Source organism: Streptomyces erythrochromogenes (assembly GCF_040684695.1).
In the GTDB taxonomy this organism is placed as follows: domain Bacteria; phylum Actinomycetota; class Actinomycetes; order Streptomycetales; family Streptomycetaceae; genus Streptomyces; species Streptomyces erythrochromogenes_C.
This window is the reverse complement of the sequence record NZ_JBFBGM010000021.1, coordinates 40,849-53,846: the sequence shown is the minus strand read 5'-3', so window position 1 is coordinate 53,846 and position 12,998 is coordinate 40,849. Positions and strand designations below refer to the sequence as shown.

At 71.1% G+C, this 12,998-nt stretch carries 14 protein-coding genes; 11 read left to right on the top strand and 3 right to left on the bottom strand.

Going from position 1 to position 12,998, the window contains the following annotated elements:
• The first annotated feature begins 73 nt into the window (after window positions 1-73).
• Both AB0O53_RS27055 and AB0O53_RS27050 read left to right on the top strand, forming a co-directional pair.
• Complete coding sequence (locus AB0O53_RS27055; protein ID WP_350999036.1) at window positions 74-1,519, top strand: RDD family protein; 1,446 nt, start codon at window positions 74-76, stop codon at window positions 1,517-1,519.
• Window positions 1,520-1,595: 76 nt separating this feature from the next.
• Window positions 1,596-2,324, top strand: coding sequence for an RDD family protein (locus AB0O53_RS27050; RefSeq protein ID WP_350999035.1), 729 nt, complete (start codon window positions 1,596-1,598; stop codon window positions 2,322-2,324).
• Between the two features lie 91 nt (window positions 2,325-2,415).
• On the opposite strand, the gene AB0O53_RS27045 is transcribed toward AB0O53_RS27050, so the two are convergent.
• Window positions 2,416-2,715: a hypothetical protein gene (locus AB0O53_RS27045; protein WP_365198908.1), complete on the bottom strand. Its 300-nt coding sequence runs from the start codon at window positions 2,713-2,715 to the stop codon at window positions 2,416-2,418.
• A gap of 475 nt (window positions 2,716-3,190) precedes the next feature.
• Between AB0O53_RS27045 and AB0O53_RS27040 the strand changes: the two genes are divergently transcribed.
• Window positions 3,191-5,542, top strand: coding sequence for an immune inhibitor A domain-containing protein (locus AB0O53_RS27040; protein WP_350999227.1), 2,352 nt, complete (start codon window positions 3,191-3,193; stop codon window positions 5,540-5,542).
• Between the two features lie 116 nt (window positions 5,543-5,658).
• The gene (locus AB0O53_RS27035; protein WP_030825287.1) at window positions 5,659-5,961 is read left to right on the top strand and encodes a hypothetical protein; all 303 of its coding nucleotides are present in this window, start codon (window positions 5,659-5,661) and stop codon (window positions 5,959-5,961) included.
• A gap of 19 nt (window positions 5,962-5,980) precedes the next feature.
• Here the strand turns inward: AB0O53_RS27035 and AB0O53_RS27030 are convergent, their stop codons facing one another.
• Both AB0O53_RS27030 and AB0O53_RS27025 read right to left on the bottom strand, forming a co-directional pair.
• On the bottom strand, window positions 5,981-6,580 hold the full coding sequence (locus AB0O53_RS27030; RefSeq protein ID WP_350999030.1) for a nicotinamidase: 600 nt from the start codon (window positions 6,578-6,580) through the stop codon (window positions 5,981-5,983).
• 263 nt (window positions 6,581-6,843) lie between these two features.
• The gene (locus AB0O53_RS27025) at window positions 6,844-8,172 is read right to left on the bottom strand and encodes a nicotinate phosphoribosyltransferase (protein WP_365198905.1); all 1,329 of its coding nucleotides are present in this window, start codon (window positions 8,170-8,172) and stop codon (window positions 6,844-6,846) included.
• A gap of 80 nt (window positions 8,173-8,252) precedes the next feature.
• Here AB0O53_RS27025 and clpS point away from each other — a divergent pair, with 80 nt between their 5' ends.
• The 7 genes from clpS (at window position 8,253) to AB0O53_RS26990 (ending at window position 12,992) form a co-directional block, all read left to right on the top strand.
• Entirely contained in the window at window positions 8,253-8,567 is a 315-nt protein-coding gene (clpS, locus tag AB0O53_RS27020; protein WP_350999026.1) for an ATP-dependent Clp protease adapter ClpS, read from the top strand.
• Window positions 8,567-9,178 carry a DUF2017 domain-containing protein gene (locus AB0O53_RS27015; RefSeq protein ID WP_350999023.1) on the top strand — a complete coding sequence of 204 codons (612 nt, stop codon included), beginning with the start codon at window positions 8,567-8,569 and terminating at the stop codon, window positions 9,176-9,178. Before clpS ends, AB0O53_RS27015 begins: the two co-directional genes overlap by 1 nt.
• 319 nt (window positions 9,179-9,497) lie before the next feature.
• Window positions 9,498-10,937 (top strand): amino acid permease, encoded by a 1,440-nt coding sequence (locus AB0O53_RS27010; RefSeq protein ID WP_350999021.1) that lies wholly within the window; start codon window positions 9,498-9,500, stop codon window positions 10,935-10,937.
• Window positions 10,938-11,059: 122 nt separating this feature from the next.
• Window positions 11,060-11,482, top strand: a complete 423-nt coding sequence (locus AB0O53_RS27005; RefSeq protein WP_365198900.1) for a M67 family metallopeptidase — start codon at window positions 11,060-11,062, stop codon at window positions 11,480-11,482.
• A gap of 77 nt (window positions 11,483-11,559) precedes the next feature.
• Window positions 11,560-11,667 carry a putative leader peptide gene (locus tag AB0O53_RS27000; RefSeq protein WP_310941867.1) on the top strand — a complete coding sequence of 36 codons (108 nt, stop codon included), beginning with the start codon at window positions 11,560-11,562 and terminating at the stop codon, window positions 11,665-11,667.
• A 96-nt stretch (window positions 11,668-11,763) separates the two neighbouring features.
• Window positions 11,764-12,042: a MoaD/ThiS family protein gene (locus AB0O53_RS26995; RefSeq protein WP_030662661.1), complete on the top strand. Its 279-nt coding sequence runs from the start codon at window positions 11,764-11,766 to the stop codon at window positions 12,040-12,042.
• Complete coding sequence (locus AB0O53_RS26990; protein WP_350999013.1) at window positions 12,042-12,992, top strand: PLP-dependent cysteine synthase family protein; 951 nt, start codon at window positions 12,042-12,044, stop codon at window positions 12,990-12,992. The genes AB0O53_RS26995 and AB0O53_RS26990 overlap by 1 nt, the downstream gene beginning before the upstream one ends.
• The last annotated feature ends 6 nt before the right edge of the window (window positions 12,993-12,998 follow it).

Here is a 12,998-nt window from a genome sequence, read left to right as displayed (position 1 = left end):
ACCTGTCGGCCCACGGTTCTTGGCTATGGTCCTCCCCTTGCACAAGCCTCAAGCCACGATCGGAGTTGGGGACATGACGGCCTCCCCTGGTGACGGCGAGCACGCGGCCCGCGAGGGCTACTACCCGGATCCGTCCATCCCGGGGTACATCCGGTACTGGAACGGCGCGGCCTGGGTCCCGGGCACGAGCCGACCTGCCCCGGCGGCGCCCGCACCCGTCCCCACGCCCGTCCCCGTGCCCGCTCCGGCCCGCCCGCTCCCCACCTCGGCCCCCGTCGCCGCGCCCGCCGTCCGCGCCGACGAGACGGGGCCGGTGTTCCTCGACGAGACCTCCATGACCGAGACGCTGCCGGAACCCGCTCCGAACCCGGCTCCCGCCCCGGCTCCGGCCCCGGCACCCGTGTGGCAGGCCGACCCCGTGCACCAGGCCGGCTTCGGCGGGCCGCGCGACCGCCGGGTGTCCTGGGGCAGCCCGCAGGAGGCCGAGGGCGAGCCGGAGGCCGCACACGCACACGTACCGGCTCCGCCGGCCGAGCCCGAGCCCGAGCCGGGGCAGCCGTCCGCCCGGCCCGCGGGGATCTCCCTGGCCCGTACGCCGTCCGCCGAGGCGGCGCCGGCGAAGCTCCCCGCACCGTCCTCGGCGGGCATCCTGTCGGCGCGTTCCCCGGCCGCACAGGCCCCGGCGGCCCCCGCCGCCCCGGCATGGCCCGACGCCCCCGGAACGGGCGGCCCCGGCCCCACCGGGGTCACCGCGGCCTGGCCCGAGGCGACGCCCGCCCCCGCACCCGCCCGCACCCCCGCCCCCGCAGTCGAGCGGACCGCCGCGCCCGCACCCGAGCGCACGGCCGCGCCCGCGCCCGCCCGCCCCGAGGTGTGGGAGCCCCGGCCCGCGGGCGTCCGCCCGAAGGTCCCGCAGCCCGCCGAGGCCGCCGCCCCCGCGGAGCCGAAGCCCGGGGGCTGGGAGCCGCGCGGTGCGCAGGAGGCCCGCACGGACGCCCGTACCGGCCGCCCCGCCACGCCCCGGGCCGTCTTCGAGCGGATGGCCGAACGGGCCGTGCGCCCCGCCGGGCTGGTGCGCCGCACCCTCGCCCGGGCCCTGGACTCCCTCGTGTTCGCCGCCGTCGCCGCCGCCGTCGCGCGGCCCCTGCTGCCGTCGGCCGCCGCCCACGTCCAGGCCAAGGTGGACGCCGCCCGGGCGAGCGGCCGCACCACCACCGTCTGGCTGCTCGACCCGACCATCGCCGGCAGCCTCGGCCTGGTCTTCGCGGCCGTCCTCCTCTTCGGCGTCCTCTACGAGGTGCTGCCCACCGCCCGCTGGGGCCGCACCCCGGGCAAGAAGCTGCTGGGCGTCCGGGTGCTGGCCACCGCCACCCTGCGCCCGCCGTCCTTCGGCGCGGCCCTGCGCCGCTGGCTCGTGTACTGCTTCCTGGGCCTGCCCGGCAGCCTGTGGTGCCTCGTGAACCGCCCCCGCCGGCAGGCCTGGCACGACAAGGCGGCCAAGACGTACGTGGCCCGCTAGACCGCGTCCGGGGGCCGTCCCCCCGAATGGACCCCGTCCCGTTGCGGGGGTGGCGGACCCGGGTTCGACTCGGGCCATGAGTACCGACCAGCCGCCGCCGGGCCAGCCGCCCGAGGAAGACCCGTTCCTCAAGAAGCCCCAGGAACCGACGCCTCCGTCGGGCGGTTCGCCGTACGGACCGCCTCCGCCCGGAAGCGGGGGTCCGCCGCCCCCGGGAGGCCCCGGCCCCGGCGGCGGGGGATATCCGCCCCCTCCGCCCCCGTACGGCGGCGGAGGCGACCCGTACGGCGGTGGCGGCGGCTACGGCATGCCCGACCCGCTGGCCGGCATGCCCCCGCTCGCCGACTTCGGCAAGCGGCTCGCCGCGCGCGTCATCGACGTGGTGATCGTCGCCGTCCCGCTGTTCCTCATCCAGCTGGCCTTCGGCACGAACCGCTACACGGTCGAGACCGACCGGGGCGAGGACGTCAGCGAGGTCTTCACCAAGTCGTACAGCGGCAGCGGTCTGATCATGACCCTGATCTCGATCGTCGCCTACCTCGGCTACGACTGGTGGTTCACCAAGAAGGACGGCCGGACCGTCGGCAAGAAGGCGATGGGCCTGCGCGTCGCCATGCTCAACGACGGCTCCGTGCCGAACTCCGGCACCGCCCTGACCCGCGCCGCCGTGCTCTGGCTGCCCACGCTGCTCTGCTGCTTCTGCCTGTGGCCGATCGCGCTGATCGTCTCGATCCTCGTCGACAAGCCGTACAAACAGGGCTTGCACGACAAGGCCGCCAAGACCGTCGTGGTCCAGGCGACCTAGCGCTCACCGCGCACGGGCGCACCCGCGGCGCGGGCGGCCTCCCCCGGAGGGAGGCCGCCCGCGCCGTGTCGTGCGCGCCGGGGGCGGAGGCTCAGTGGTGGACGGGGTGTTCGGCCGACGCCGTCCGCGGCTCGGGCACCCGGGTGTCCTGCGCCGCCCCGGCGGGGGACGAGGCCGGCGTGGCGGCGCCGCCCGTACGCGCGGCGTGGCGGCCGCGGCGCTTGGGGACGGGCACGGTGAGGGCGACGAGCAGACCCAGGGCGAGCGCGGCGGCGGAGATGACCGCGACGCCGAGCCCGGTGCTCGTCTGCGAGAGCAGCAGCATGGCGATCGTCGACACGATGACCGTGGCGGACCCGTACGCGAGCTGTGCGGCAGTCGGACGCGGCATGGCGATATCCGTCCTCGGTGAGGGGGAGGGGGAGTCGGCTCAACCAACGTCGCGCGTCAAGTGACTCCATGACGGGATGCCCGGGGCGAGCCGCCGGTAAGCGTGACCTAACACACGGTGCTGGAGCACAGGGGGCGCACGGGATCATTTTTCACGCCCCGTAGGGGGGAGAAAGGGGACGCTACGGACCCGTTCCGGGGTCGGGAAGGGCCCTTCGCCCCGTATGGCTGCGGAACGTCCGGATAGCGGAACTCCCTGACCGCATAGTGCAGTTGTAAGGTTCAAGTCAAGGTCTGTCTTTTCTCGCGTCTCTCCGGTCAAATGTCGTCACTTGAGACGCGCGCCGCGCGGAACCCCCCGCTCCTATGGAGAAGTTCCGAACTCAGACGCTGCGGCCGCGGGAGGGGAACGACATCAAGTGACCAGCAATTCCGCCCGACGGCGTGCGATCCGCGCTGCCGCCGTCACCGTGACCATGGCCGCGTGCGCGACCAGTGCAACCTTCTTCACCGTCACCGCGGCCCAGGCCGAGGGCAAGGCCGCGGCCGCCCCGGTGGCCGACCGGCAGGACCCGACCACTCCTGCCAAGGTCGTCGAGCACGACCTCAAGGGCCCGTTCAGCGAGCAGCAGGCCCAGCAGCGCAAGGCCGCCCTGGACCAGGTGCTCCAGGGCAAGAAGGGCGTCGAGCAGCGCGGCGCCTCCAAGGTCGTCAAGCTGGACGACAAGAAGTACGTCGAGCTCGGCCGCGAGAAGACCGACAAGATCTTCACGATCCTCGTCGAGTTCGGCGACCAGGTCGACAGCACCACCATGCACGACCCGGACGGCCCCGGCCCCAAGCCGGCCGTTCCGAAGTACGGCGGCACCCCCGGTCCGCTGCACAACACGATCGCGCAGCCCGACCGCGCCAAGGACAACAGCACCGCCTGGCGCAAGGACTTCAGCCGTCAGTACTTCCAGGACCTGTACTTCGCCACCGGCGAGGGCAAGCACTCCCTGAAGACGTACTACGAGAAGACCTCCTCGGGCCGCTACTCGGTCGAGGGCGAGGTCGCCGACTGGGTCAAGGTCCCGTACAACGAGGCCCGTTACGGCTCCAACTTCTGCGGCCAGAGCAACTGCTCCAACGTCTGGGACACCGTCAAGGACGGCGTCACGGCGTGGGTCGAGGCCCAGAAGAAGGCGGGCAAGACCGACGCCGAGATCAAGGCGAAGCTGGCCCAGTACGACGTCTGGGACCGCTACGACTTCGACGGCGACGGCAACTTCAACGAGCCCGACGGCTACATCGACCACTTCCAGATCGTCCACGCGGGCGAGGACGAGTCGGCCGGCGGCGGCGTGCAGGGCCCCGACGCCCTGTGGGCGCACCGCTGGTACGCCTACGGCACCTCCGCGGGCAAGACCGGCCCGGCCAACAACAAGGCCGGCGGCACCCAGATCGGCGACTCCGGCATCTGGGTCGGCGACTACACGATGCAGCCCGAGAACGGCGGCCTCGGCGTCTTCGCCCACGAGTACGGCCACGACCTGGGCCTGCCCGACCTCTACGACACCTCCGGTGGCGGCGAGAACGGCGTCGGCTTCTGGTCCCTGATGTCGGCCGGCTCCTGGCTCGGCACCGGCAAGGACTCCATAGGCGACATGCCGGGCGACATGACCGCCTGGGACAAGCTCCAGCTGGGCTGGCTGAACTACGACACGGCCAAGGCCGCGACGAAGTCCACCCACAAGCTGGGTGTGGCGGAGTTCAACACCAAGGACAAGCAGGCCCTGGTCGTCGAGCTGCCGAAGAAGAAGGTGCAGACGGACGTCGTCGCTCCCGCCGAGGGTTCCACCCAGTGGTGGAGCAACATGGGTGACGACCTCAAGAACACCCTCACCCGCTCCGTCGACCTGACGGGCAAGACGTCCGCCGCCCTGTCCCTCAAGGGCTGGTGGGACATCGAGGCCGACTACGACTACCTCTACACCGAGGTGTCCACGGACGGCGGCGCCAACTGGACCGCCCTCGCCGGCACCGCCGACGGCACGGCCATCCCGGTCGACGCCGCCGGCAGCCCGTCGCTCACCGGTGTCTCGGGCGCCTGGAAGAACCTGAACTTCTCGCTCGACGCCTACGCGGGCAAGAAGGTCGACCTCCGCTTCCGCTACCAGACGGACGGCGGCGCGGGCGGCAAGGGCTTCACGGCCGACGCCGTCACCCTCACCGCGGACGGCTCCGCGCTGTTCACCGACGGCGCCGAGAACGGCGACAACGGCTGGACCGGCAAGGGCTTCTCGCGCATCGGCTCCGGCTTCACCAAGGAGTACGCGCAGTACTACCTGGCCGAGAACCGCCGCTACGTGTCGTACGACTCCACCCTCAAGGTGGGCCCGTACAACTTCGGCTTCGGCAACACCAAGCCGGACTGGGTCGAGCACTACCCGTACCAGGACGGTCTGCTCATCTGGCAGTGGGACACCAGCCAGAAGGACAACAACACCAGCGTCCACCCGGGCCAGGGCCTGATCCTGCCGATCGACGCCAACGCCAAGCCGATGAAGTGGGCGGACGGCACGCTGCTCCGCAACAAGATCCAGCCGTACGACGCCACCTTCAGCGCGTACTCGACGGACGCCTTCACGCTGCACAAGAACGGCGAGGAGCTGTTCCTGAAGCCGAAGCCCGCGAACCTCGTCTTCGACGACCGCAAGGGCAAGTACTACTACGACGAGAACCCGACCGGATCGGTGAAGGTCACTGACACCAACACCAAGATCAAGATCCTGAAGGAGACCTACGACGGTGAGGTCATGACCGTCGAGGTCGGCCCGTCGAAGTAGCTTTTCGGTAAAACCGCAGGTCAAAGCATGATCGGCCGTCGCCCTCTAGCGGGCGGCGGCCGATCGCGTTTAGATGCCCCGGTACGAGGTTCTTATTGACGGGGGAGATGACCGACATGCCCGGTGGAGGTTTCGTCAGATTGCCAGGCGGCAGCGTGGTGGTTGCGCTCACGCTGCCGAGGCCGTCCGGTGAGGGCGGAAATGTCCGCGTGCTGGTGCACGCCGCGAACCGGGCCCGCGCCCTGACCAGGCTGCGGAACCTCGGGATGCGGGCGGTGTACCTGCGGGGCAACGCACAGCCGCCCACACCCGACGAGGTCACGGCCGTCCTGCACCATCCGGACGGCCTGCTGTGGCGCGGCGCACCCGACCGCGCCCAGGAGCTCTGGCACCCCATCCGGGCCCTGCTGGGCACCTGAGGGGGTGCGGGCCCCGGTCCTACGGCCGGGGCCCGACCGCGCCCACGAGCGTCACACCGGCCGCGCGGAGCTCCTCCAGGGCCCGCTCGGTGGTGTGCGGGGCCACGGCCGCCGTCAGGTCCAGCAGCACGCGCGTGGTGAAGCCGGCGCGGGCGGCGTCGAGGGCGGTGGCCTTCACGCAGTGGTCGGTGGCGATGCCGACCACGTCGACCTCGCCGACGTGCCGCTCCCGCAGCCAGGCGGCGAGGCCCTCGCCGTTCTCGTCGGCGCCCTCGAAGCCGCTGTACGCGGCCTCGTACGCGCCCTTGTCGAAGACCGCGGCGACCGAACCCGAGGCCACGGCGGGCGCGAAGTTCGGGTGGAAGCCGACGCCCTCCGTCCCCGCCACGCAGTGCACGGGCCAGGAGGACTCGTAGTCCGGCTCGGCCGGCGGGTGCGCGAAGTGCGTCCCCGGGTCGATGTGGTGGTCGCGGGTGGCGACGACGTGCCGGTACCCGGCGGTGGCCTGCCCGATCAGCTCGGTGATGGCGGCGGCGACGTCGGCTCCGCCGGTGACCGCGAGGCTGCCGCCCTCGCAGAAGTCGTTCTGTACGTCGACGACGATCAGTGCGCGGTGCATGACGTGCCCTTCGGTTCGTTGTCGTAGTGCGGCGGCGGGCCCTGCGGGAGGCTCTTCCCCCACCCCGCCCCTTCCCGCTGTGCTGGATGGCGGCTGCGCCGCGTGGGGGCTCTGCCCCCAGACCCCCGCGCCTCAAACGCCGGCGGGGCTGAGACTGCCCTGCGGGCAGTCCGGCCGCGCCGGGCAGGCGGCCCCGGAGCGCTGGAGGGGGACGGGGGCGGAGCCCCCGTCCCTCCTGCCGAGCGTGCCCGCAGGGCCAGACGCTAGACGTACTCGGTCGGGATCACGGCCTCGCCCCGCGACAGCTGGGTCGCCGACAGCGGCAGGCCCGCGCGCGCCGCGCGGTGGCGGTCGCGGGCCGCCTCCAGGGGCTCGCGGGCGATCACCTCGCCCGCCTTGACCAGGTGCGTCAGCAGCTGGTCGTCGGCCAGGGCCGAGGGAACGGGGCCCAGGCCGATCACCTCCGCCTCCGCCACCCCCTCGGCGTCGCGCCGCCGCGCCGCCCACTTGCGGCCGCCGATGGAGGTCTTGCCCCCGGTGGACTTCTTGGCCACCGGGGCCAGCGGCGCCTTCGGGTCCGCCGAGGTGGCCCGCGCCACCAGCTTGTAGACCATCGAGCACGTCGGGTGCCCGCTGCCCGTCACCAGCTGGGTGCCCACGCCGTACGCGTCCACCGGAGCCGCCGCCAGCGAGGCGATGGCGTACTCGTCCAGGTCGGAGGTGACCACGATCTTCGTCGAGGTCGCCCCCAGCTCGTCCAGCTGCTGGCGCACCCGGTGGGCCACCAGCAGCAGGTCGCCGGAGTCGATCCGCACGGCGCCCAGGTCGGTGCCCGCCACCTCCACGGCGGTGCGCACCGCCTCGGCCACGTCGTAGGTGTCCACCAGGAGCGTGGTGCCGCGGCCCAGCGAGGCGACCTGCGCCGTGAAGGCGTCCCGCTCGCTGTCGTGGACCAGGGTGAAGGCGTGCGCGCTCGTGCCGACCGTGGGGATGCCGTACCGGAAGCCGGCCGCGAGGTCCGAGGTGGAGGTGAAGCCGCCCACGTACGCGGCCCGGGCCGAGGCGACCGCCGCCAGTTCGTGCGTGCGCCGGGCGCCCATCTCGATCAGCGGCCGGTCGCCGGCCGCCGAGGACATCCGGGACGCGGCCGCCGCGATCGCCGAGTCGTGGTTGAGGATCGACAGGATCACCGTCTCCAGCAGCACGCACTCGGCGAAGCTGCCCTCCACCCGCAGGACCGGCGAGCCGGGGAAGTAGACCTCGCCCTCCGGGTAGCCCCAGATGTCGCCGGAGAAGCGGTACGAGGCCAGCCAGTCCAGCGTCCGCATGTCGACGACGGCCCGCTCGCGCAGGAACTCCAGCACCGCGCCGTCGAAGCGGAAGTTCTCCACCGCGTCCAGCACCCGCCCGGTTCCGGCGACCACCCCGTAGCGGCGCCCCTCGGGGAGCCGCCGGGTGAACACCTCGAAGACGGAGCGGCGGTCGGCGGTGCCGTTGGCCAGCGCGGCCTGCAACATCGTGAGCTCGTAATGGTCCGTGAAGAGCGCTGTCGACGGCACGTCCACCGGCAGGCCCAGATCCGCAGGGTTCATGGCGGCGATGCTAGCGCACATTTCGTCAAAGTGACGAGATGTGGGTCCCGTTTGTGCAACCGCCCCATCGCGGTGGCAGCATGGGACGAGTGAGTGTTGCTCCCCTTGAGATCGAACGCACCGAGTCGGCCGAAGAGACCTTCGTGGTCCCCGAACCTGACGTTCCCTGGGTGACCCTGGTGCACAACGACCCGGTCAACCTCATGAGCTACGTGGCGTACGTGTTCCAGGCGTACTTCGGATATTCCAAGGACGTGGCGCACAAGCTGATGCTGGACGTCCATCACAAGGGGCGGGCGGTCGTGTCCAGCGGCACCCGCGAGGAAATGGAGCGCGACGTGCAGGCCATGCACGGCTACGGCCTGTGGGCGACCCTCTCCCAGGACCGCAACTGATGGGCCGGTCCACCGGGCTGTTCGAGTCCCTCAAGGGCGGCGGAGCCGCCATCGCGCTGGACGAGATCGAGATCTCCATCCTGCGTTCCCTGGCCGTCCAGATGCTGGAGCTGATCGGCCCCGGCGACCCCGAGCCCGCCGAGGACGCCGACCCCCTCGCCGCGCTGTTCGCCGAGGGGCCCAGCGAGCCCCCGTCCGACCCGGCGCTGGCCCGGCTCTTCCCCGACGCCTACGGATCGCCGGGCGGCACGGGCGACGAGGGCGTGGACCCGGCGGAGACCAAGGCCCGCTCGGCGGAGTTCCGCCGCTTCACCGAGAACGACCTGCGCGCCCGCAAGCGCGAGGACGCCCTCGCCCTCGTACGGAGCCTGGACGCGCTCACCCCGGCCGGCGACGGGGCCGCCGTGCTGGAGCTGACCGGTGAGCTGCCGCTGCGCTGGCTCGGCGGGCTCAACGACCTGCGCCTGACCTTGGCCGCCCGGCTCGACATCACCGAGGACGACGAGAGCGCGGCGCTCTTCCGGCTGCCCGACGACGACCCGCGCAAGCCGATGGTGATGGCGTACCTCTGGCTCGGCGGACTCCAGGAGTCCTTGATCGAAACCCTCTGAGGAACCTCAAGGGAAGGCATCGTTCGCTCAGCGGACGCTCAAATCCGGATAACGATCAGATCACCGCGATGCGGTGATCTGTCATGATCACGGATGTTTGTCCGGAAATTTTGATGCCGTGCACCACATTTCTCCCCCTCGGGCGGTCGTAAGCACGTGATAAATCTTCACGACCGCCGAAGGGACGCCACCCATGTCCCCCGGCCCGCTTGAACCGGCAGACCGCCGGCGTGCAACTCCATCCGTATCCGGGGGGATCGAGGACCCGATCCGCAGCCAATGACGGCGCGGGTCGGCAGTGGAGAAAGGCGCACCAGACATGACCTCAGTGCAGGTCGAGCAGCACGGCAACACGCCCGGCGAGGGCACCCAGGGCGACGGCGGCGAGGGATACCACCGCACGCTCGGCGCCCGCCAGATCCAGATGATCGCGATCGGCGGAGCCATCGGCACCGGCCTCTTCCTGGGCGCCGGCAAGGCGATCTCCAAGGCCGGCCCCAGCCTGATCCTGGCGTACGCGATCGCGGGCCTGGTCATCTTCTTCATCATGCGGGCCCTGGGCGAGCTGCTCATGTACCGCCCGGTCTCGGGTTCCTTCTCGGACTACGCCCGCGAGTTCCTCGGCCCGTTCTGGGGCTACGTGACGGGCTGGACGTACTGGCTGTTCTGGGTGGTCACCGGCATCACCGAGGTCACCGCCGCCGCGCAGTACATGTCGTACTGGACCCACGACAGCTTCCCGCAATGGGCCTACGCGCTGATCTTCACGGTCATCCTCTACGGCGCCAACCTGATCTCCGTGAAGCTCTTCGGTGAGCTGGAGTTCTGGTTCTCCATGGTCAAGGTCACCGCCATCGTCGGCATGATCCTGATCTGCGCCGGCATCCTCACCATCGGCTTCTCCGACGCGGGCGACACCGCCACGGTCTCCAACCTGTGGAACGACGGCGGCTTCTTCCCCAAGGGCATCGGCGGCACGCTGATGACCCTGCAGATCGTGATGTTCGCCTTCCTCGCGGTCGAGCTGGTCGGCGTCACCGCCGGCGAGTCCAAGGACCCCGAGAAGACCCTGCCCAAGGCCATCAACACCGTGCCGTGGCGCATCGCCGTCTTCTACGTCGGCGCGCTCATCATGATCCTGTCGGTCGTCCCGTGGACGCACTTCCAGCCGGGCGTCTCGCCCTTCGTCGCCGCCTTCGAGCGCATGGGCCTGGGCATCGGCGCCGCGATCGTCAACTTCGTCGTCCTGACCGCCGCCCTGTCCTCCTGCAACTCCGGCATGTACTCCACCGGCCGCATGCTGCGCGACCTCGCGCTCAACGGCCAGGGCCCGAAGGTCTTCACCAAGCTCACCAAGAGCGGCACCCCGCTCATCGGCACCACCTTCAGCGCCTCGCTGATGCTCGTGGGCGTCTGGATCAACTACGTCGCCCCCGGCAAGGCCTTCGACTACGTCGTCTCCTTCGCCACCATCTCCGGCATGTGGGCCTGGATCATGATCCTGGTCTGCCAGATCCGCTACCGGGCCAAGGCCGACCGCGGCGAGCTGCCCGGTTCGAAGTTCAAGGCCCCCGGCGCCCCGTACACCAGCTGGTTCGCCCTGGCCTTCATCGCCATGGTCATCGTGATGATGGGCGCCGACAAGGACGCCCGCGTCTCGCTGTACTGCGCCCCGCTGTGGGGGATCATCCTGGGCGTCGCCTACCTGGTCATGAAGAACCGCGACCCGCGCGGCGCGGCCTTCACCAAGGCGTCGTAGCAGCGGCTCCCGGCCGCCTGCCACGGCCGGGAACCCGGCTCCCGTGGACATCCTGTCCACCATGCGGGCCCTTCCGTACCACTCCTCGGTACGGGAGGGCCCGTCTGCTTATCCTGTCGCTCATGCTGACCCTCACCCAGGCCCTGTACGACCGGATCGTCGAGCACGCCCGCAAGGACCACCCCGACGAGGCGTGCGGTGTCGTGGCCGGCCCGGCGGGCACCGGCCGCCCCGAGCGGTTCATCCCGATGCTCAACGCGGCCCGCTCGCCCACGTTCTACGAGTTCGACTCGAAGGACCTCCTCAAGCTCTACCGCGAGATGGACGACCGCGACGAGGAGCCGGTGATCGTCTACCACTCGCACACCGCGACCGAGGCCTACCCCTCGCGCACGGACGTCACCTACGCGAACGAGCCCGGAGCGCACTACGTGCTGGTCTCCACCGCCGACGAGGACGGCCTCGGGGAGTTCCAGTTCCGCTCCTACCGGATCGTCGACGGCGTGATCACCGAGGAAGAAGTGCAGGTCGTCGAGGCCTACTGACCAGCATGTGAGCAGATGGCGTCCACGATGCGGGATCACACTCCAAACCGGGGACCGGGAATCGTTAACATGACCGCATGGTTCCCCACGACGTGAGCATCGAGACGCCCGGCAGGCTGCTGCTCGTGGCGCGGCTGCACGTCGACCTGTGCCGACTCGCCAGCGCCATCTGTCCTGCCGCCTGAGCACCGGAGCCCTCCCGCGCGGGGGCCCGCACGAACGCGCGCCCGCTTTCCCACGCACACCTGCCACGCCCACGCCCTGACGACTGGAGCCCAGCCATGGCCATCGAGGTCCGCATCCCCACCATCCTCCGCACCTACACCGACGGCGAGAAGGCCGTGAACGGTGAGGGCGCCACGCTCGCCGACCTCTTCGCGGACCTGGAGACCCGGCACAAGGGCATCGAGGAGCGCATTGTCGACGGCGGCCAGCTGCGCCGCTTCGTGAACGTCTACCTCAACGACGAGGACGTCCGCTTCCTCGACGGCATCTCCACCGCCCTCAAGGACGGCGACAACGTCACCATCCTCCCGGCCGTGGCCGGCGGATCGAAGTAATGCGCTACGACTCCCCGCTGGCCGCGGTCGGCAACACGCCGCTGGTCCGGCTGCCCCGGCTGTCCCCCTCGCAGGACGTCCGGATCTGGGCCAAGCTGGAGGACCGCAACCCGACCGGCTCGATCAAGGACCGCCCCGCGCTCCACATGGTCGAGCAGGCCGAGAAGGACGGCCGGCTGCAGCCCGGCTGCACCATCCTGGAGCCGACCTCCGGCAACACCGGCATCTCGCTCGCGATGGCGGCCAAGCTCAAGGGCTACCGCATCGTCTGCGTGATGCCGGAGAACACCAGCCAGGAGCGGCGCGACCTGCTGGCCATGTGGGGAGCCGAGATCATCTCGTCGCCGGCAGCCGGCGGCTCCAACACCGCCGTCCGGGTGGCCAAGGAACTGGCCGCGGAGCACCCGGACTGGGTGATGCTCTACCAGTACGGCAACCCGGACAACGCGGGCGCGCACTACGCCACCACCGGCCCGGAGATCCTCGCCGACCTCCCGTCGATCACCCACTTCGTGGCCGGCCTGGGCACCACCGGCACCCTCATGGGCGTCGGCCGCTACCTGCGCGAGAACGTCCCCGGAGTGAAGATCGTCGCGGCCGAGCCGCGCTACGACGACCTCGTGTACGGACTGCGCAACCTCGACGAGGGCTTCGTCCCCGAGCTGTACGACGCCTCCGTGCTCACCACCCGCTTCTCGGTGGGCTCCTCGGACGCGGTCACCCGCACGCGGGAGCTGCTCCAGCAGGAGGGCATCTTCGCGGGCGTCTCCACGGGCGCCGCCCTGCACGCGGCGATCGGCGTCGGCCGCAAGGCGGTGGCCGCGGGCGAGAGCGCCGACATCGTCTTCGTCGTGGCCGACGGCGGCTGGAAGTACCTCTCGACCGGCGTCTACACCGCACCGACGACGGAAGAGGCCATCGAAGTCCTCCAGGGCCAGCTCTGGGCCTGACCCCGG